At 31.1% G+C, this 20,822-nt stretch carries 17 protein-coding genes; all 17 read right to left on the minus strand.

The window, feature by feature from the left end:
- Nucleotides 1-3 precede the first annotated feature (3 nt).
- A complete protein-coding gene (locus EV214_RS11595; protein WP_243116634.1) occupies nt 4-513 on the minus strand; it encodes a chemotaxis protein CheW in 510 nt (169 codons plus the stop codon).
- A complete protein-coding gene (locus tag EV214_RS11600; RefSeq protein WP_132245946.1) occupies nt 510-2,615 on the minus strand; it encodes a chemotaxis protein CheA in 2,106 nt (701 codons plus the stop codon). Before EV214_RS11600 ends, EV214_RS11595 begins: the two co-directional genes overlap by 4 nt.
- Nucleotides 2,616-2,654: 39 nt before the next feature.
- Nucleotides 2,655-5,171 (minus strand): methyl-accepting chemotaxis protein, encoded by a 2,517-nt coding sequence (locus EV214_RS11605; protein ID WP_132245948.1) that lies wholly within the window; start codon nt 5,169-5,171, stop codon nt 2,655-2,657.
- A 120-nt stretch (nt 5,172-5,291) separates the two neighbouring features.
- Nucleotides 5,292-5,645 carry a response regulator gene (locus tag EV214_RS11610; RefSeq protein WP_132245950.1) on the minus strand — a complete coding sequence of 118 codons (354 nt, stop codon included), beginning with the start codon at nt 5,643-5,645 and terminating at the stop codon, nt 5,292-5,294.
- A gap of 221 nt (nt 5,646-5,866) precedes the next feature.
- Nucleotides 5,867-6,913 (minus strand): LysM peptidoglycan-binding domain-containing protein, encoded by a 1,047-nt coding sequence (locus tag EV214_RS11615; protein ID WP_132245952.1) that lies wholly within the window; start codon nt 6,911-6,913, stop codon nt 5,867-5,869.
- Between the two features lie 124 nt (nt 6,914-7,037).
- Nucleotides 7,038-7,511 carry a protease complex subunit PrcB family protein gene (locus EV214_RS11620; RefSeq protein ID WP_243116635.1) on the minus strand — a complete coding sequence of 158 codons (474 nt, stop codon included), beginning with the start codon at nt 7,509-7,511 and terminating at the stop codon, nt 7,038-7,040.
- A gap of 123 nt (nt 7,512-7,634) precedes the next feature.
- Entirely contained in the window at nt 7,635-8,573 is a 939-nt protein-coding gene (locus EV214_RS11625) for a transketolase family protein (protein ID WP_132245954.1), read from the minus strand.
- Nucleotides 8,573-9,400, minus strand: coding sequence for a transketolase (locus EV214_RS11630; protein ID WP_132245956.1), 828 nt, complete (start codon nt 9,398-9,400; stop codon nt 8,573-8,575). Before EV214_RS11630 ends, EV214_RS11625 begins: the two co-directional genes overlap by 1 nt.
- Before the next feature lie 25 nt (nt 9,401-9,425).
- Nucleotides 9,426-10,286, minus strand: coding sequence for a YitT family protein (locus EV214_RS11635; RefSeq protein WP_132245958.1), 861 nt, complete (start codon nt 10,284-10,286; stop codon nt 9,426-9,428).
- Nucleotides 10,287-10,405: 119 nt separating this feature from the next.
- Complete coding sequence (locus EV214_RS11640; RefSeq protein WP_243116636.1) at nt 10,406-11,131, minus strand: WecB/TagA/CpsF family glycosyltransferase; 726 nt, start codon at nt 11,129-11,131, stop codon at nt 10,406-10,408.
- The gene (csaB, locus tag EV214_RS11645; RefSeq protein WP_132245960.1) at nt 11,121-12,239 is read right to left on the minus strand and encodes a polysaccharide pyruvyl transferase CsaB; all 1,119 of its coding nucleotides are present in this window, start codon (nt 12,237-12,239) and stop codon (nt 11,121-11,123) included. Before csaB ends, EV214_RS11640 begins: the two co-directional genes overlap by 11 nt.
- The gene (locus EV214_RS11650; RefSeq protein WP_132245962.1) at nt 12,232-14,391 is read right to left on the minus strand and encodes a DUF5693 family protein; all 2,160 of its coding nucleotides are present in this window, start codon (nt 14,389-14,391) and stop codon (nt 12,232-12,234) included. Before EV214_RS11650 ends, csaB begins: the two co-directional genes overlap by 8 nt.
- A 32-nt stretch (nt 14,392-14,423) precedes the next feature.
- Entirely contained in the window at nt 14,424-15,995 is a 1,572-nt protein-coding gene (gene murJ / locus EV214_RS11655) for a murein biosynthesis integral membrane protein MurJ (RefSeq protein WP_165916345.1), read from the minus strand.
- Between the two features lie 38 nt (nt 15,996-16,033).
- Nucleotides 16,034-16,531 carry a hypothetical protein gene (locus EV214_RS11660; RefSeq protein ID WP_132245966.1) on the minus strand — a complete coding sequence of 166 codons (498 nt, stop codon included), beginning with the start codon at nt 16,529-16,531 and terminating at the stop codon, nt 16,034-16,036.
- A gap of 185 nt (nt 16,532-16,716) precedes the next feature.
- Complete coding sequence (locus EV214_RS11665) at nt 16,717-17,796, minus strand: MBOAT family O-acyltransferase (protein ID WP_165916346.1); 1,080 nt, start codon at nt 17,794-17,796, stop codon at nt 16,717-16,719.
- A gap of 348 nt (nt 17,797-18,144) precedes the next feature.
- Entirely contained in the window at nt 18,145-19,230 is a 1,086-nt protein-coding gene (locus tag EV214_RS11670; protein ID WP_132245970.1) for a hypothetical protein, read from the minus strand.
- Complete coding sequence (locus EV214_RS11675) at nt 19,217-20,788, minus strand: glycoside hydrolase family 26 protein (RefSeq protein WP_132245972.1); 1,572 nt, start codon at nt 20,786-20,788, stop codon at nt 19,217-19,219. Before EV214_RS11675 ends, EV214_RS11670 begins: the two co-directional genes overlap by 14 nt.
- Between the last annotated feature and the right edge of the window lie 34 nt (nt 20,789-20,822).

Below are 20,822 nucleotides of genomic sequence, written 5' to 3' on the forward strand. Positions count from 1 at the left end.
CACTTATGTTAATTCTTGGATCATATTGATTTCATCATCGCCTAGTAACTTTGCACAATCTAAAAGAAGTTTTATTTTTTCTTCAGATTTTCCTATTCCTTTTATATATTTATTTTCTGTATTCTTATTGATCTTTGGAGGGAGTGCTATGTCTGTATCTGCTATAGAAGCTACTTCAACGACTCTGTCTACAATAAGTCCTATAAAAACTTCTTTCACTTCAATCACAACAATACATGTCCTGTCATCATATACTCTTTCTTCTTTTTTAAATCGATGGCGTACATCCATGACAGGTATAATTTTCCCTCTCAAGTTGATCACGCCTTTAATATATTCTAATGTATCTGGTATAGGCGTAATCTCTTGTATCCTTATAATTTCAATCACATATTTAATTTCTATTCCATACTCACCTTCGCCTAATGAGAATATAAGAAATTTTCCTCTTTGTGTATCTTCTTCAGATTCTAAATCTTCCATTCTCACTATATCTTCAATATCTTTCGTCATTCATCATCCCTTCCTTTCTGCTTATACTCATAAATTAATCCTGCAACATCTAATATCAAGCTTATGCTTCCATCTCCAAGCAGCGTACATCCTGACAAACTCTTTGATGCATTTACATATTTCGGCAAAGGTTTAACAACCACCTGTTGTTCTCCAAGTAATGTATCTGCGAAGATACAAATACTCCCTTCATCACATTCAACCATAATCAGTATGCCTTCACTTATTTTTTTTATCTTTGTATTTACATGATATCGTTCATGAATCCTTACGATCGGATAAGATTGTCCTCGAATTAGAATCATTTCATTGCCTTGCAGATCAACGATGATTTCTTCTTCTTTAGGTCTAAACGATTCTCTGATAGACACAATCGGTATGGTATAGGTTGAGCCCCCTACGCTTATAATCATGCCCTCTATAATCGCTAAAGTCAGTGGAATCTTTATAGTAATCGTAGTTCCTTGTCCTGCTATGCTATCTACAGATATCTTCCCCTTTATTCTTTCGATGTTTTTTGTTACCACATCCATCCCTACGCCTCTACCTGAATATTCTGTGATTTCCTCGTTTGTTGAAAATCCTGGAAGAAAAATAAGTGAATATATTTCTTTGTCTGTCATTTCCTTAGGTTCTTTATCAATCAATCCTTTTTCGAAAGCTTTATTAATTATTTTTTCCTTACTTAACCCCTGACCATCATCCTTGACGATAATCAGTACATCTCCTCCCGAATTCTTAGCTTGAAGAATAATTTTACCCTTCTTAGGTTTATGATTTTGCACTCTCTTTTCTGATGATTCAATTCCATGATCCATTGCATTTCGAATCAAATGCATGAGTGGATCAGAAATATTTTCGATAATATTTTTATCCACTTCTGTTTCTTCTCCAATGATTTTCAACTCTACTTCTTTATTTATTTTTTTGCTCATATCTCTTACTAATCTATTCATCTTTTGAAATGTAAGCGACAAAGGAACCATTCTAATTGACATCACGACATCCTGGAGGTCATTCGTAATCTTATGTAATTGTCTTGCCGCCTTGTTGAAGTTATCCAAATTTAACCCTTGTAATTCTGGATTTTGCGTTACCATTGCCTCTGAAATTACCAGTTCCCCCACTAAGTCCATTAGCATATCTAATTTATTTACTTTCACATTAATGCTACTTTGTTTTGTCATCTTAGAAGATGCACTACTATTAAAATCATTACACTTCGTGTTAACCTCTTGTAATTCTAAACTTGAATCCTCTAACAGAATCTCTAATTTTGGTTTATATGTATAAATATCGCATTCATTTGGCAAACGCATCAATTCATATTCTTTTAAAAACACTGTGTTCTGAAATATTTTATCTAATGCTTCCTCTGAAACATCTGTTTTAAATAAAAGTGTAAAACCTTCTTTTTTTATAACTTCTGAACTTTTATCATTTTCAAGAATATCTGCTGGTATAAATTGTACATTCATTGCAATTTCATTTATACTTCTAACTACCGTGTATGCTCTCATGTTTTCCATTTGACATGCTTCTTCAAAATAAATAACTGCTTTATAGTTTATACAAATATCTTGTATATGTTTTTCTATTTTATTACCTGAACTTTTACTTGAACTGATATAATATTGCTGTTTTTCAGGATAATTTGATTGTTTTTTTTCGTGATTTGTTTCACCCTCCGTATTATTTTCTTTCAGATCCAATAGATACTCCTTGATGTGTTGCATCAGCACCTCGGGGTCTGCATCTGCTTCTTTTTCATCCTCGATCTTGAACAATTCGCCTTTTATAAAATCTACCACTGAAAACACCCGATCAATTAATTTTTCAGAATCCACATCTTTGAATTCTCCTTGTCTTAAAAAATCAAATAAATCTTCTAGCGCATGTGCTAATGTTGCAATATTGTTAAAAAGCATCATCGCTGAATTTCCTTTGATTGTATGCATAATCCTAAAAATCTCATTAATTGATTCTTCGGAAACGATAGACTTTTCACTACTCAATATTACTTGCTCTAGTTGCTCTAACAACTGATTGCTCTCAAAAATATACATTTCCAACATAGGATCTCTTTCTGTATTTCCGCTCAAGTCATTCACCCCCTCTTTTTTTATCCTATTTTTATATTTTTAATATTTTCCAAATTCACTATCATCTAATGTGATTTTTATTTTTGATGTATCGGTTGCTGCTACGCTCCCAAATACATGCTCCATTTCTTCACTCTTAAACGAATTCATTTTTTGTACATTACTATTTAATCTAGCCTCATTATTTTTATGATTGTTTTTTTCATAATCTTTTAACTTAAATATCATCACTCTATCTTTTAACAATTCGGATTGACTAGATAATTCTTCACTTGCTGCCGCACTTTCTTCCGCTGTAGCCGTGTTCATTTGTATTACCTTTGAAACCTGATCGATTGCCTGATTTACTTGCATAACACCTGTCGCTTGTTCATTCGATGCGGATGCAATATCTCCTACGATATTTGCAACGTTTCCAATGACTTTTACAATATTCTCTAAAGCCACTGCTGTATCATCTGTAATTTTTGTTCCAATATCTGCTTTTTTAATCGATCCTTCTATTAATCCTGTGGTTTCTTTCGCTGCATTTGCACTTCGTGCTGCTAAATTTCTCACTTCTTCTGCTACAACTGCAAAGCCTTTTCCATGTTGCCCTGCTCTTGCTGCTTCTACTGCTGCATTTAAAGCTAAAATATTTGTTTGAAAAGCGATTTCATCTATTACTTTAATAATCTTTGAAATGTTTGCAGAAGATTCATTGATCTCTTCCATTGCTTTTAGCATTTGTTTCATTTGATGGTTCCCATTTTCTGCATCTACTTTTGCTGTAAGTGCAAGTTCATTCGCTTTATTTGAATTTAGCGCATTTTGCTTTGTCTGTGCTGCAATCTGAGTAATAGATGCTGTTATTTCTTCAATCGAACTTGCTTGTTCTGCTGAACCTTGAGACAACGCTTGACTAGAATCAGATACTTGTTTTGATCCTGCTGCTACTTGTTCTGATGCAGCATTAATATCTCCTAGTACTTCGTTTAATGAAACAATAATTTCATTGAGTGAATCTTTGATTTCAATAAAATCCCCTTTGTAATCTGCATTAATCCCCACATTTAAATTTCCTTGTGCCATTTGTGTAAGTATCTCTGAAATTTCATTGATATATGTTACAATCGTACTGATTGTATTATTTAAAGCATGCTTGATTTCAGCATGATCTCCAAGATAATTTCCAACCATATGCACCTTAAGATTTCCTTTTGACATTTCTTTTAATACATCCGATGCCTCTTTTACTGGTTCTATGACAGCATCTAGCGTTTTATTAATTCCTTGTACAATTCTACCAAAATCGCCACCATGTTTAGATGCATCTGCTCTTGTATTTAATCGTCCTTCTGTTCCTACTTCCACAAGCATCGCTGTATCGTCAATCAAAGCATTGATTGCATCTATGCACTGATTTAAACTATCGTTAATTTTTTTAAAATCTCCATTGGGATTATCTGTGATTTTAGGTGGGATATCCCCTTTACTAATTCTCTCAATATATTCTGATGTAATATTTATGGGTGCTACAAATTCATAGATTAAATTGTTAATGCCACTTACAATTTCTGCCCATTGTCCATTAAATTTATCAATATTTCCTCTTTTATCTAGCTTTCCTTGGTTTATTGCTTCCGTTAACAGATTCACCTCTTCAAATAATCCTTCTATTGTTTGAATCATTACATTAAGTCCTTTATTTAATATATCTTTTTCTGATTTTATGACAATTCTCTCTACTTTTTCTCCTTTAGCAATTTTATTTACAACATTTTCTTGATTCTTAATATTTTCAACCATTTTTTTAAATGATATTGCTAAATTTCCGATCTCATCTTTTGTATCCATATCAATTTTTACATCAACATCCCCCACTGCAAGTTTTTCGGATGCTTCTGTTAGCTTTTTAACTGGATTACTGATTATTCTTGCAATCATAAATCCTAATGCAACCGCAAAAAACATTCCGATCCCAATAAATATATATACTGTTAAAATCGCTTTATTTGCCATAGCTGTATTCTCTAATGCTTGATTCTTAGCAGCTTCTGTTTTCATAGCAACTAATTTTTCAATCGCTGCGTTTTCTTTTGTTACTAAAATTGCGCCTTCTTCTGACTTCAAAATAGTCATAAACTCTTCACGTTTATTTTCTTGAACAAAAAGAATTATTTTATCTAAAAGCGTCACATACTCCTTATGTATATTTATGAATTCATTATAAGCACTTCTCATTTCATCTGATAAAATCAGTTTTTCAAAGTCCACGGCATTTTGCTCAATGGTCAATTTTTTCTGTTTTATGCTTTCTACTTCATTTATAACTTCTTCTTGTGTATCTGCGAGAATAAGATCTCGTGTATCTACACGAAGCAATTGGAAATTCGTTGAAATATTCCCTAAATAACCAATCGGTACGGTCATTTTCTCATACAAAACGGTACCATTATCATCTATTTCTCTCATATTTTTTATACCTATAAACCCGATGATACCAGAAATCAATGCTACAATAATAAAGCTTGATATTAATTTTGTACTAATCTTTAAATCATAAAACCATTTCATAAAAACACCCCTTTTCTTTTTTTAAATGACATAGTTACAGTACAATCCGTTGATCTTAACTATTTAATTACTTTACATTTTTTCAACGGTGAAATATTTTTCTTGTACAGTACCTAAGAATTATAATTTAGATAAAATCTCCATTACATGTGGTTCTTTGTAAGGTTTTACAATAAAATTATTTGCACCTAAAATCATAGCTTCTCTAACATGAGACTCTTGTCCTAAAGCAGAAATTATAATAATTTTTGATTTACAACCCACTTCTTTCAAAGTCTTTAGTGCAGTAATTCCATCCATCTCTGGCATTGTAATATCCATCGTAATAATATCTGGATTCAATTTTTTTGCCTTTTGCACAGCAACTTTTCCGTTTTCTGCTTCCCCCACTACTTGGTATCCATTTTTCTCTAACATCATCTTCAAAGACATTCTCATAAATGCTGCATCATCTACCACCATAATTCTTTTCATCTGTACTTACTCCTTTCAAAATAAATGTTTTATTTTAACAAATTTATTTCTTTGTGTAAAAAAATATAGTATCCCATATTCTTCATACCCATTATTTCCATTATAAATCATTTTTTTAAAAACTTTCTTTTTTTTTGTATTTATTTAGCAAAAAAGAGAAAAACAATTCTTCTTAATGAAAGAATTGTTTTTCTCGCTCCTACACAATCACTTATAATTTTTTATTTGATACCTGCAGCAATCTTAATGTTTTTTTGATGTTCCCAATCGATTTCTCCATCCTTATGTCTTGTGCTGTTGGCAAAATGAATATCCATATGTCCATTAAAATTATTATCGGTTATATATTGAATATCATGAGGCATAGATGCTACGGATGCTGCAATCTTTCTTCCATTGTATTCAATGACAGAAGGTCTTTTGTCCCAACTAAATGTGCCTCCCCACACTTCTTTCATAATAGCCGCATCAGACGCCGTTAATGGCTCACAATCTGCATGGTTCGCACCTATGGTTCTTTTCATATTCCATCTCTTCCCTGTTGCAAAATCAACGAGTGTAAATTTAGTGCCAATAGGAACAACATACTGTGCCTCTGTCCACCAATCCAAATACTCTCCATATTTACTCCCTGGTGTAGCTTTTATAGGTACATGATGTACAGGAATTTTTAAAACATCTCCAATATTTAGCCAGGTACTTTCTGCCATATTGTTTGCACTTAAGATTTCATTCATAGGAATGCCATATTGAAGTGATAATTTCCAAGGGTCATCTCCTTGCTTGACCGTATAGGTCATATATGTAACATATGCTTCTTGAGCAGTATTAATTTTATCAACTTGTTCTCCCGTATTCATATTATTTTCATCATTACTTATATTTTCTGTAACCTTCATAGGTATTTTTACCGCTTGTCCAATAGAAAGCCAGCTACTTTCATTCGCTCCATTGTATGTTAATAATTCTTTAAAATTAATACCATATTTTTGACTAATAATCCAATAAGTATCACCTGATTGTACGATGTGTATGCTTTCTTTACCCGGAATTATTAAATTTTGGCCAGGATAAATCATTGTATTTTCATCTGCATTGTTTGCTTCCATTAAAGCTTTTGTAGATATTTCATATTTTTGAGCAATCTTCCAAAATACATCTCCACTCTGCACTGTATATGTTAAATTCTGCCCATACGTAGTCCCCATACTCCCTAAAAATAAACTTGTTCCTAAAACACTCGAAATCAAAATATTCTTTAATTTCATTCATTATTCCTCCTATTATATTATGTTAACTTTTATACTATTTCTACATTTCCTTTTAAAATCATCTATGTAAAAATTGGAAATAGCCTGTATCCAAGGATACAGGCTATTTCCAATTTTTACATCAATCATTATATTTTATTTTCAATTCAATTTTATCGGGTAATTCTTTTAAATCTGTCTTTACTACCACATAGGGATATGTAATTACTTGGGTAACAATATCACCAGGTTTTGGATCCTTAAAAGTGGTATAAACAATCATTTTTGTTTTATCATCTTCTTTAAATTTCTCAATGCGATCTATTTGAATCGTATATCCACCAGTGGGTTTTTCTCCTCGCGTTGTAATCACAAATATTTCGCCATCGACTTTACAAGCCAATGCTCTTTCTAAATTTTTGTATCTTGGCAAAATTTCCTGAATCTTTTGTGGAATCTGATCTTCACTTAACATTTCAAAAGGCACGCTATCATCATCTCCTACAAAATATTTCACAGCGTAAAAAGCTGCTATAATTAACATTATAACAATGACTGCAATTAGTATTTTTTCCCAATTTAGAGCCTTCATATTAAATTTCAATTTTCCTTTCACCTTTTGCCCCCCCTTTACCTTCATATATACTAAAGCTTATTCGAAAAGGGGTACAAATATTCTAATGGAAATATAAAAAAATGATACTATTTTTAAACATAGCATCATTTTTTTATTCATACTTTATTTCATCTTCACAACTTCTTTTACAGCTTTCACAATATACACTGCTGTTAAACCATACTTTTCCATCAATTCATCCGGTTTTCCAGATTCTCCAAAGGTATCCTTCGTTCCAATTCTTTTCATTGGTACAGGTTTATTTTCTACTAAAACTTCAGCAACTGCTGAACCAAGTCCCCCAATAATATTGTGCTCTTCTGCTGTAACAATTGCACCTGTATCGGTAGCTGCCTTTATGATGATATCTTGATCAATCGGCTTAATGGTATGCATGTCTATTACGCTGACTTCAATATTCTCTTCTTTTAATAACGCTCTAGCCTCTAAAGCTTGTGCAACCATAATTCCTGTTGCAATGATTGTCGCATCTTTTCCTGTCTCTACTTGGATTGCTTTTCCTATTTCGAATTGTAAATCTTCATCATATATAACAGGAACACTCGCTCTACCAAATCTTGCATATACTGGACCATTATACGCTGCCATTGCAAAAACAGCTTTTTCCGCTGATACCCCATCAGCAGGATTTAGTACGACCATATTTGGAATTGCGCGCATACATGCAAGGTCTTCTAATGCTTGATGAGATGCGCCATCTTCTCCTACAGTAATCCCAGCATGTGTTGCGCATACCTTTACATTTAACTTTGGATAACATACGGAGTTTCTTATGATTTCAAAAGCTCTACCTGATGCAAACATTGCAAAAGTACTTGCAAATGGAATTTTCCCACTTGTTGCAAGCCCTGCTGCAGTTCCAATTAAATTTTGTTCTGCAATTCCCATATTAAAGAATCTTTCTGGAAATTCTTTTTTGAAATCAGCAGTCTTTGTAGATTTTGATAAATCTGCATCTAATACAATCACATTTTCATTTGCTTTTCCCAAACTTACTAATGCTTTTCCATAGGATTCTCTTGTCGCTATTTTTTTACTCATTACCTGGCACCTCCTAATTCTTCCAGTGCTTTTTGGGCTTCTTCATCCTTCGGCGCACTACCATGCCAACCTGCTTGATTTTCCATGTAAGATACCCCTTTTCCTTTGATTGTTTTCGCAATAATCATAGTAGGTTGATCTTTCACTTCCTCCGCCTTGTCAAGTGCACCAATAATTTCTTCTAAATTGTGTCCATCTATTTCAATGACAACCCATCCAAAACTTTCCCATTTCTCCTTGATCGGATGAATATTCATTACTTCCTCATTTTTCCCATCTATTTGTAAACCATTAAAATCAAGTATCGCTGTCAAATTATCTAGCTTATAATGGCTCGCTGACATCGCTGCTTCCCAAACCAGTCCTTCTTGTACTTCTCCATCTCCTAAAAGGACATAGGTTCTATTTTCTTTTTTATCAATCTTTGAGGCTATGGCCATACCAATTGTAGATGAGAATCCTTGTCCTAAAGATCCTGTGGACATTTCAACCCCTGGTATTCCTTTCATATCTGGATGGCCTTGTAGCATAGCACCCATCTGTCTAAGTTTTAATAATTCCTCTTTAGCAAAAAATCCTTTTTCTGCCAAAGTTGCATAAAGAACTGGTGCTGCATGTCCTTTAGACAATACAAATCGATCCCTACCTTCCCATTTAGGATTTTTAGGATCTACTTTCATCTTATGAAAATATAATGCTGTTAAAATATCTGCGGCGGATAATGACCCACCAGGATGACCTGAACCTGCGCTATGGACTGCTTTGATAATTCCTTTTCGAATTTCTGTGGCAGTTTTTTGTAATTGTTCATAATCTACATTTGCCAATCTAAAACCCTCCTCATATGTATTTTTATTTTCTAAAGCCTTCTCCTAATACCTCATGTACTGTGGTAACCATCATAAAAGCATGTTCATCTATCGCATGCACAATATTTTTTAATTTTATTACTTGTGATCTATCAACAATACACAAAAGTACATCTTTATCATTTCCTGTATACATGCCTTTCCCATTGAGTACTGTAACACCTCTATCAAGAGTAGCCATGATTTCTCCTCCTATTTTTTTAGGATCATTAGAAATAATAAAAAAAGCCTTTGCATAATTTAGCCCCTCAATGATAAAATCTGCAATTTTCACAATTATATACAGCGTAATAATAGAATATAGCGCTGTTTCTAGCTTTCTATTTACAACTCCTGCAGTTACTACTACCATTAAATCGATTGTCATCATTAGTTTTGGAATACTCAAGCTAGGTATATATTTATTAAGTACTGCACCTACTAGATCAGTACCACCTGTAGTTCCTCCTGATTTAAAGACTAATCCAATACCAACACCCATTAATACGCCACCATATAAGGTAGATAATAATAGATCATTTGTACCAATAATATTTTTCCCTAATAGCGTTATAATTAATCTAATAAATAGAGATAAGATAAGTGTTCCATAAGCAGTTTTTAATCCAAATTTTTTTCCTAAAGTCATAAGCCCTATGATAAATAACGGAATATTTATTACTAAGTTTGTCAAATCAATAGGCACACCAGTTAATTTTCGTATAATAATAGCTATTCCTGTAACACCACCTGGTGCAATGGTATTCGGCTCTAAAAAAAATAAGAGTGCAAAAGCCATGATAAAAGTTCCTATCGTAATCAATAAATAATCCAAAATAACTGAAGTTTTTAGTTTATTCGTCATAATTTTCACCTCACCTATTATATCACAGTAATTTATTTAATCCATTTTCTTTTTTAAATTTATACATTTAAACTAAGAAAAGATACGGATTCCAGCCATTGAACCCTTATCATCTATGATTATTGCTTACACAATAAAACTTTTATCATAAACTTTGGTAAAGCCAACATTCTTTTGTATCTCCAAGGCTCTTTTGCTAGTCTATAAAACCACTCAAGTCCTAATTTTTGATAAATCTCAGGTGCTCTTTTAGCTGTTCCTGCCCAAATATCCACACTGCCTCCAACACCCATTACAAGCTTTACTTGCAGTTTTTCTTTATATTTTCCCATCCAAAGTTCTTGCTTTGGAGCCCCTAATGCCAAAAATAAAATATCCGGTTTGCATGCATTAATATTTTCTATAATTTTCATTTCATCTTCTGTTTTAAAATACCCATCGCGAAAACCTTTGATTCCTATCATTGAGAATTTCTCTTTAATATTTTTACATGCAGCTTCTGCTACTCCAGGTTTTCCCCCTAAAATATAAATACTCTTTTTATGGTCATTGCAATGTTTTAAAATCTTATGCATCAAATCAACACCAGTGACTCTTTCCTCAAGACCTTTGCCCCGAATTTTAGAGGCGTATATTAACCCAATGCCATCTGGTATCACTAAATCTGCTTCATTGATTGTTTTAAATAATGCTAAATCTTTTTGTGCCTCCATTACAATTTCTGTATTAGGTGTAATAACAATATTGCATTTTTGTGTACCTAAAAATGCTACACAACGCTTAAGGGCATCTTCTAAATTCCCTTTATCGATTAATACACCCATAATATCTGCTCTATTCCTCACGTTGATGCCTTCCTTTCTTTAGAAGCTCAATCACCAATTTTTCATTGATTCTTGCTTTTTCTTGAAGCTTTTTTACTCTTTGGGTTAGTATATTTTTATACGCTTCGTGCTTTTTTTGTATCAATTCTATTTCTAAAATTAAATCTACATAATTTAACCCTTCTGTACTACATAGTGTTTTTAATTGTAGCGATTTCATAAAACTATCAATTTTAGGATCATATGAAATAGCGATAATAGGCACATTCATGATCGCTGCAAATATTAAAGAATGTAATCTTACACCCACAAGCAAATCTAGATTTCCTACAATCCCTAGCATTTCCTCTATATCATATTTATTTTTAATAAAAAATGCTTTTTGCTCCATCTTATGCGCTATTTCTTCCAAAATTTTTATATCTTCTCCAAAATGGAAGGGGATAAATACCACATCCACATTTGAATGTTCAATCAGTTTATCTGCTGTCTTGCAAATATTTGATAAAAATTCATCATTATCACGCCATCCTCTAATCGCAAATCCTATTAATGGCTTTTCACTTTGATGATCCATTCCTTCTTTTGTTAAAATCTCTCTTCCTGTTTTCTTATTTCCTTGCTTCAAACTAATTACAGGATCAGCTGTTACATAAATATCTGGTGTATAAACCCCAATCTTTTTTAATAATTCTTTGGATTTTTCATCTCTTACACTAATACAATCCACTTTATTAAGAACCCATTGCACCATATATTTATTGAACCATTTGTTAATAGGTCCTATCCCTTGACTATAGATTAATACTTTTTTTCTTAAAATGATAGCCATAAATATAATCACTAGATAATACGTGATACTTCTACCACTTGTAACATCTTGTAATAAGCTTCCACCTCCACTAATAAATACTTCACAATTTTTGATCGCTTTATATATTTGAAAAATGTTTTTTCTATCAATTGCATTTATTTTATGTTTTTGTGAAGTACTTTCAGGATTTACAGATAATACGGTTATTTCAATATCTTTTATAGAATCTTTTAAATTGTTTACAATAGCAGTTAATATAGATTCATCCCCCACATTATTGAAGCCATAATACCCTGAAATTACGATCTTACCCATCAAGTTTTTCTCCTCTCAAACGCCTAAACATCTTCATAATACCATATATTACCAAAACATAAATTATTCCAAGTAATATACCAAATATTAAGGAGTATCCAGTTCTTAGAAGAGATAAGACCATCGGAGTTCTTAGATGGCAAAAAGTATTTACAATAGAAGTTTGTCCAATTACTGTAGCTAATCCAAATATGAAAACAAGATGCTTATATCCATATTTTGCTACAGCAACACCCATTATTAGTGCCGGAAAAGCAAATAAAAATTCTTTATTTCTTGGTCTAGCAAATAATTTTTCCTCTAATGTGTTTCTAAAAATCATTTCTAAATCTGATGGTGTTATATTTGTTTCATGCCCCGTTCTAGCCATGTATATATATCCAATAACACCTAGCACAACCCCTACAATTACATATACAATCTTTACATTATCAAACAATATTCCTTTTATATCTTCCCATTTTATTGCCGTAGATTCACCTGGAGCTTTATGATTCTTATAACCAAAGTATCCAAGATATAGTATCATAAAAATGGAAATTGGAACTAATTGACTAAACTTGACCCCTCTAAAAATACTCATTTCCAGTAAATATTCAATATCTGACAGAATTGTTCCTACCATCAATGCTCCTATAGCTGAAATTCCAGAACATATGATTAAATCTTTGATTCCTAATCCAATAATTTTAAAAATATGTTCTTTCTTTATTTGTTGATTATAGTAATCTCTACATCGTTTGCAAAAATACGCCATAGAAAGAGAAGGAAATATAATGGCTGCACTTAAAGCCAATAGCATCGTTGCTAAAGAAGGTTTTACAACCACGATGCCCGTTACACCTAATAATCCTAGTCCCAATAATATATGCTTATATTTTTCTTTTAACTGAAGCATCGCATTAAGTAATAAAATCCCCGCTGCTACAATTCCCCATCCGATCAAAATTTTATAACGATTTCTTACTTTATTTGATTCCATTACACTAGCCTGTCCTAGCGTCATCTCATGTTCACGAATCCTCGTTTTGAATCCATCAAACATTTTTACATATTCTGATCTATCTGTTACATAAATATTTTCTTCATATTTGAAAGGTTTAAAATAAATCACCCGTATATTTCTTTCTGTTACTGCTCTAAACAAAGTATTTTCTATTTCCTCTGCACCTTTATAATTATAATACTGAAACCTTTTTTGAATATAATCTGCCATACTAAAAACTCTTACCGCATTATATCCTAAATTTCTTGTCAACTCATATAATCCATCTTGCTCAATATGTTCTCTTTGAACCCCCGATTCAATCATTCCAACCTTTATGTCATTTTTTTTCATATAATCTTCTAAAATATTTAATCCATCAGGATACCCTAAAACTTCTGACCCACCAAATATAAAATAAGCAGGTTTTATATTGAATTTTTTATAATCATCAATGGTTGCTTTTACAAGCTTATTGCCACTAAATCTTTTATAATTATTCGGTCTTGGAACTACATTAAGCCCACTGTTCTTTATTAAATTCACCTTTTTTTGATCTAATCCTAACCCGACCCTTATCAATTTGGAAGAATAAAGACTTGAAACTTCTTTAAAGCCTTTCTCTTTTGCATCAAATATCTTCTCCATTTGTGTATATAATCCATCTTCTACCGTTCCATCTAGTAAAAACATATATTTATCTTTTGAATTGATTATTTTAAATTTATTTTCATCATATCGACTCTCTAGTCCTTCTTTTATAAAATTGTAAAGTTCTTTTGAATTTGTAGTAGCTAAAAGATCATACGCATCAATTTCATTTGTATTTAGGTAATCTACCAATGGTTTAGGATATTTTTTCTCCCACTCCATATCTTTTATGATGTTTCCAATCATTTCTACCTTCAAAGGCTTATTTTCATCCATCATAGACTCAAAGTTTTCTTCATTTAATGCTACAGCACGAACCCCTTGTCCTTTTAATTTATGAAACCACCACCCTAAGTCATGCTCTGATTGTTTTGCCATTTTTTCAAATTCATTATAATCTAAAACCACATCTACTGTCTTATTATTTGATTCTACAGTCATTCTTTTATAAGCTACCATAGAAGAAATCAATACTGCAAAAGCTACAATCAATAATAAAATATAATTTTTTTTCATTCTCTCACATCCTTTGTTATTATATAGATCCTTTATTTATTTCCTTTTAATTTTATTGTTATTGGTTTTATAAAATAGTTATATATCGTAAAAGCTTCTTCTATTTTTAGCTTCATGGTTACAAAAGCATATACAACACCACCTAAAACACTTGGAATCATTACTGTAATGATCTTTCCTATTAAATTTTTATCATAAAAATATATATTTAATAGGCTAACGCTTGGAATAACCACTACACCCATCATACAACAACTGATGCAAACTTTTGAAAATGTATACAATAGCTTTTTCATATCAAGATAACCCATTTTTCGCTTAAATGCTATAAGTAATAAAGCAGCCCCTATAGTAGAGGCGGTTGCTGTTCCTATGGCTAATCCCGCAACATCAAACTTTCCGACCAATAGCCAATTCAATAGCATATTTAAGCCAATAATGATTATACCATATAAGACAGGTGTTTTTTTATCATTTCGTGCATACAAGGCTTTATTAATTACATCTAAAACACCAAAGCTCATCATCCCTAAAGCATAACAAGCAAATATCAACCCTGTAATATTGGTAGCGTGGTGACTAAATTGTCCTCTTTCAAACACCAAACCAATAATTGGATTTCTTAGCATAACAATTCCTGCTGTCATTGGTAATAAGATAAAGATCATTAATTTTATAATAGAAGTAATAAACGCTGCATATTGTTTTGGTTTTAAGTTTACTGCTTTTTCTGCAAACTTTGGAAACATCACTGTATTAATGCCTAAAACAGTCGTAGTAGTAATTGCTTGATATAAAATATTTGCATAATGCAAAAATGATATTTTTCCATTTCCTAGAAAAGATGCTTGTTTTTCATCTAATAAAATATTCATTTGACTAATAGATGTAACAATCATAATAGATACAATCATTGAAAAAAATTCTTTTATATATTCATCATGAAAATTTATATATAATCTATATCTATATCCTTCTTTATAGAGAGAAGGTCCCATGGTTAGAAATTGCAATACCCATCCAATTAATGTAACAACCGCCAATCCCTTTACCCCATATTTTTGTGAAAAAAAACATAAAAAAGCAATCATAATGATATTAGCAGGAAGACTAATAATCGATGTTATTTTAAATCTTTCCATTGATTGTAGCAAAGATACAAATACATAAGTAATACAGATACATATAATAATCGGAAACATAATTCGTGTTAAACTTACAGTCAATTGAAACTTATAGTCATCAAATCCACTAGCAAGAGCCCCAATAATTTGTTTGGAGAATACTTCGCCTAACACTGTGAAAATCACTGCCATACAAATTAAAATATTTAACAAGTTATTTACAAAAGAAAAAGCTTCTTTTTGGGTTTGCTTGTTCAATATCCTTACAATAATAGGAATCGTTGCAACAATAATAGCAGTTCCAAAACTTACAAATACAATAGAAGTACTATTTAGCGCCATAATATATGCATCCGATTCCATATTTGCCCCTAATTTACTTCCTAATAAAGCATCTCTAAAAAATCCTAAAAATTTAGCAAAGAAAGTTAAACTCATCACTGCAAAAATGGTCTTCACTGTTTTTTTATAATTATTCATGCTTACCTCCATGACTGAAAAAAAGCGCACACGCGCTTTTATTGAATCCCATAACTTCCTTTAATCAATATGAATGTCTTATCTACAAAAACTTCTATTCCTCTTCCATCATCTCGTGGTAATAAAAGTAAATGATTTAGGGGAATTATTTCACCATTTTTTAAGTCTTTTCCTGAAATTAAATCAGCGACTCCTCCTGATGCACTCGCAATAGCCAACGCACCTCCAGAACGAATAATGATTTCTGTACTTGCTCCACCAATAACCCTTTGTCCTTTTTGAACTTCTACGATTTCAAATACTGGTGTTTGTAAATTAGTTTGCTTCTCATTATTTGTTTTTACTGACAGCTCTTCAATCTTTTGATCTATGTAAAATTTAAGCTGCTGATTTCTTAATTCTACGTAACTCTTTGTAATAATAGGATCTTCCTGTGATCCTGGATCAGTACCCATAGCCATTACAATATAAGAAAATGATAAAATAACCATACAAGTACTCAGTATTATAAAAAAAGCCTTTCGCCTCTTTTGCATACTTTCATTCCCCCTATATCTACATATTTTTTTGTATTTTACAATGTAATTTGTACTACTTCATTTTATCACAAAATAGTTTTGTGTTGTAAATATATTATCAAATTTTTACAGATCTACACATTCCAAAAATTAACAATATATCAACATTTCTTTTATATTTCGTATTGTTAATAACATAAATATTAAAACTGGAAATAAATGAAACTACTTTCTTCTGTTTTTGTAAGTAAAATCAAAATAATCAAAATAGCCATATACGCTGCTGCGCGTATACCTGTAGGAACATGCTTTTCCCAAAATAGCTTTAGTGTAATCTCATTATTTCTAATAAAATATTCTAGTATATGTATTCCATAAAGCAAAGCAATAAATCCAAAATATACAAAATAAACATGACTAAAAGAAATATCACAAAGGGTAATCATCTTCTTTATCATAAAAACAGCCTCATGAATACTTTTTGCTCTAAAAAACACCCATCCGATAGTTGTTAGATTAAAAAATATAAAAATTGATAATATCTTGTAAAAACTATTTTTACGTTCTAGTTTTATCCATTTTCTATAAATCTTATGAAAAGCGCTTAATAACCCATGATAAATTCCCCACATAATAAAAGTCCAAGCTGCCCCATGCCATAAACCAGATATAGCCATTGCTATGATTAAAAACATATATTGTAGTAGCGTTCCTTTTTTTGCGCCTCCTAATGGAATATAAATATAATCTTTGATCCAAGATGACAAAGTGATATGCCATCTTTTCCAAAACTCAGAAGGGCTTGCACTAATATATGGCGATTTGAAATTAATATTTAAATATAATCCGAATAAATATCCAACCCCCACAGCAATTTCACTATAAGCAGAAAAATCAAAGTAAATCTGAAATGCAAACAAATAAGATGCAAACCAAGCATCTAAAGAATTCAAATTCCCTACTTGATTAAAATAAAAATCTGCCTTTGATGCTAAAAAATCTGCAAATATTATTTTCTTGGTGAGTCCCATAATTATGTAATAAAAACCATACTTAAAATTTCTAAGCGTAAGTTTATTGTCTTGTAGATTTTCTATCTGCGGAAGAAACTCTTTCCCACGCATTATAGGCCCTGCAATTAATTGACCAAAGAAAGAAATGAATACCCAAAAGTTAATAAAAGAATCACAAGGCTTTATTTCTTTTCTTTTTACATCCACCAAATAGGCAATAAGCTGAAATGTATAAAAAGAAATACCTACAGGTAATAGAATCTTTGACAATAAACTGTCCTGCCATGGAAAATGTATTCTCATAAATTTTTCTAAATTATTCAAAACAAATCCAGTATACTTAAAAAATAGTAAATTAGAAATAACTACCAATATACCTATAAGATAGAATATTTTCCAATAGCAAGTTTCTAATTTTAAAGAACATAGGTATGTAATCAATGATACAATCAGAAATAATAATAGATATCTTGTTCCTGATGCACCATAAAAAATTATATTTGCCAAAGCTAATATATATATTCTTTTCTTAGGGAAAATATAAAAAGAAAAAAATGTTACAAACAGCAAAACAAAAAATTCAAAAGTATGAAATAACATCTCTTATATCCTCCATTATCAATCAATATCCCATTTGATAAGCACATCCCATAATTTTTCAGATAAAATCTGATATCCTTTTGGCGTTAAGTGTACATGGTCTGAAAAAAGATTGTAGTCGACCTTTTTATTGAAATTTATATATTCTACTGGCTTATCTTTAAAATATAGATCTATTCTATTCATATTTTCTTGAAATCCAGGTTTTGATACATTTTTCTCTAATAGCTCGTCATTCATTGCTGCAAGAAAAACTAACGTATCTTTATCCTTTTGCAACGCTATTATTTTATCTAAAAAATAGATTTGAAGATTGGTTTCATCCATAATAAAAGATTCATCAGAAAAATCTCTCTGATACATAGGTTGCTTTAGCAAATCCTTTAAAAAAGATTTTTGAAACCAAGGCTTAATATCCTCTCTGCATAGAAGCTTCCCTCTTACTTTATTGAATCTTTCAATAGCATATGCTTGTATATAATCTTTATATTTAAAAATAGCTACATTTTCATACATATACTCCTTTGCTTTTCCAAACTTTTTCTTTATAAAATTTTCTTCTACTTTTTTATTTCCTAACAATTGTTTTTCTACATGATTATAAGTTTTTTCGTCTATCTCTTTCAACTGATCTTTCAACCAAAAAACAGATGGTGGATCCGGATTACGCCTTACAAATCCAGCGTATACAATATTTATGATTACATGGTCTGAAGATATTCCGTATTCTTTCATTTTTAGTAATACAGTATATATATCTCCTGTTTGCATTGCAGGCATAGAAAGATTAAATACCCTAAAATGCTTACTCTGCTTTTGTGCTTTTCCATTTAAAAAATATGCAAATGATGATTCAGCAGGACCTGGATTACTATACCCAACTGAATCACCTAATATTACTACATAATCTTTTAGCTTTTCTTCATCAATAATTTTCTTTACTTGTTCAAAAACAGCTTCTATATTTGTGGGACGATCTTTCACAGCATCGTAACTTAATCGTTCATTATAAACTGCTTTAGTAGGGATCATGTATGCTAAACCAAGTTGAAGGAAAAGTGCATATATCACAAAATAGATCATTACTTTTTTAAATTGTGCCATTTTCTATTCCTTCCTCTTTTTCTTTATTAAAAAACTTTAATCTTTCTCTAAATGTATTGATCATTTCTTCATTTCTATCAAGCCGGTAAATCCTAGCAGGATTTTGATTTGGATCCCAATCAATGCCATTCCACCATATAGCTACTTTTATATTGCTAAATGGATTTTGTTCAAATCGATCAAACATATCATTGACCCATTTGATTTTATCTCCACCAACAGAATTAGATCCAAATTCAGTGATCATAAAAGGTTGTTCAAAAATAGACATATATTCATCATAAAGCACTGGATAAATTTCATCAAAGTCTCTCCATATTTCGCCTTTATAATAATTTCCTGTATTATATCCTGTCAGTCCTATAATATCTACATATTGATCTCCTGGATAATAATTTAAGTAATGATTCCATTTGAAATTTGGAAATGATAAGTCATGAGGATTCCATACCCATAATACATTATCAACCCCATTTTCTTCAAATTTATTATATAAATATCTCCATAATTCATTATACAGCTCTGTATCTTTAGAAGTATAATAACTTGAATAGACACACCAATCCCCATTCATTTCATTATTTAATCTAAAAAGTATTGGGTGTTCAAATTCTTTTATTTTCTTTACATATTCATTAAAATAATCATCATATTTTCCATCTAGTATGTCATATGTAATACTCGCATTATCTTGTCCCATATGCATTGTTTGTAGTGTCAACTCTACATACCGATTTTTTTTATAAGCATTGATCATTTCTTCCATCGGAAAGGGTACATCTAAAGATTGATATCTTACTAAAAATTCAAATGTATAATCTAGTTTACTCTCCAATGCATTTAAATACCAAAATTCTTCAGGCGCACTCTGTTCAAATATTCCCCATTTTAAATGGTCACTTTTTAAAAAATATTGCTCATAAAAATCTCTTGTTTCCTCATTTAGATTTTTTTCTACAGATTTAAATTTTGTATTGATTTGAGCAGTTTCAGATCTTTCTATCAATTGAAAACTATTAATAACATCCATATAATCTTCATAGTTTTTAAAAGGTGTTTCAGACTTAATGAAAATCGTATAAACTTCATTGTTGTTTTTCATTATTTCTGCACTCACATAATAGTTTTTATCATTTTTTACTTTTTCAAGTTTTTTTCTACTCCATACAAGTAAATGTGTCTTCATGCCATTTACAAATATAGTGTTTTCATATTGTTTTATATGATCTTTCCTATTTCTTATAAATGCATTGCTGTAGTTACTATAAGCTATAGATGAATGCTGTGTATCTCTAAAATCATCATAATATATTTCAATTTTCCTTTCCTCATCTGCTATGATTGTCTTTACAGTAGATAATGAGGAATCAATCCCCATATGCTTTGGATAATTGATTTTATATCCATCAGCATAATTGATGTATTCATTATATTGCTGATCTACCAATTGGATTTGATTATTATCTTTTTCTATGTAGGGATTTAGTGCATCTCCATAAGCAAAAATGCTCGAAAAACAAATGCTTGCAATGCACAGAATTATGCCAATATTTTTCATATATATTTTTTATCCTCCTGTTTAAGTTTATTTT

Source organism: Marinisporobacter balticus, assembly GCF_004345705.1.
GTDB lineage: Bacteria > Bacillota > Clostridia > Peptostreptococcales > Thermotaleaceae > Marinisporobacter > Marinisporobacter balticus.

Coding starts and splice junctions, on each gene's coding strand:
- EV214_RS11635 (WP_132245958.1), bottom strand. CDS start 10,286: ATGACGAATAAACTAAAAACTTCAGTTATTTTGGATTATTTATTGATT.
- csaB (WP_132245960.1), bottom strand. CDS start 12,239: ATGGGTAAGATCGTAATTTCAGGGTATTATGGCTTCAATAATGTGGGG.
- EV214_RS11650 (WP_132245962.1), bottom strand. CDS start 14,391: ATGAAAAAAAATTATATTTTATTATTGATTGTAGCTTTTGCAGTATTG.
- EV214_RS11610 (WP_132245950.1), bottom strand. CDS start 5,645: ATGAAAAGAATTATGGTGGTAGATGATGCAGCATTTATGAGAATGTCT.
- EV214_RS11595 (WP_243116634.1), bottom strand. CDS start 513: ATGACGAAAGATATTGAAGATATAGTGAGAATGGAAGATTTAGAATCT.
- EV214_RS11675 (WP_132245972.1), bottom strand. CDS start 20,788: ATGAAAAATATTGGCATAATTCTGTGCATTGCAAGCATTTGTTTTTCG.
- EV214_RS11605 (WP_132245948.1), bottom strand. CDS start 5,171: ATGAAATGGTTTTATGATTTAAAGATTAGTACAAAATTAATATCAAGC.
- EV214_RS11615 (WP_132245952.1), bottom strand. CDS start 6,913: ATGAAATTAAAGAATATTTTGATTTCGAGTGTTTTAGGAACAAGTTTA.
- murJ (WP_165916345.1), bottom strand. CDS start 15,995: ATGAATAATTATAAAAAAACAGTGAAGACCATTTTTGCAGTGATGAGT.
- EV214_RS11670 (WP_132245970.1), bottom strand. CDS start 19,230: ATGGCACAATTTAAAAAAGTAATGATCTATTTTGTGATATATGCACTT.
- EV214_RS11625 (WP_132245954.1), bottom strand. CDS start 8,573: ATGAGTAAAAAAATAGCGACAAGAGAATCCTATGGAAAAGCATTAGTA.
- EV214_RS11660 (WP_132245966.1), bottom strand. CDS start 16,531: ATGCAAAAGAGGCGAAAGGCTTTTTTTATAATACTGAGTACTTGTATG.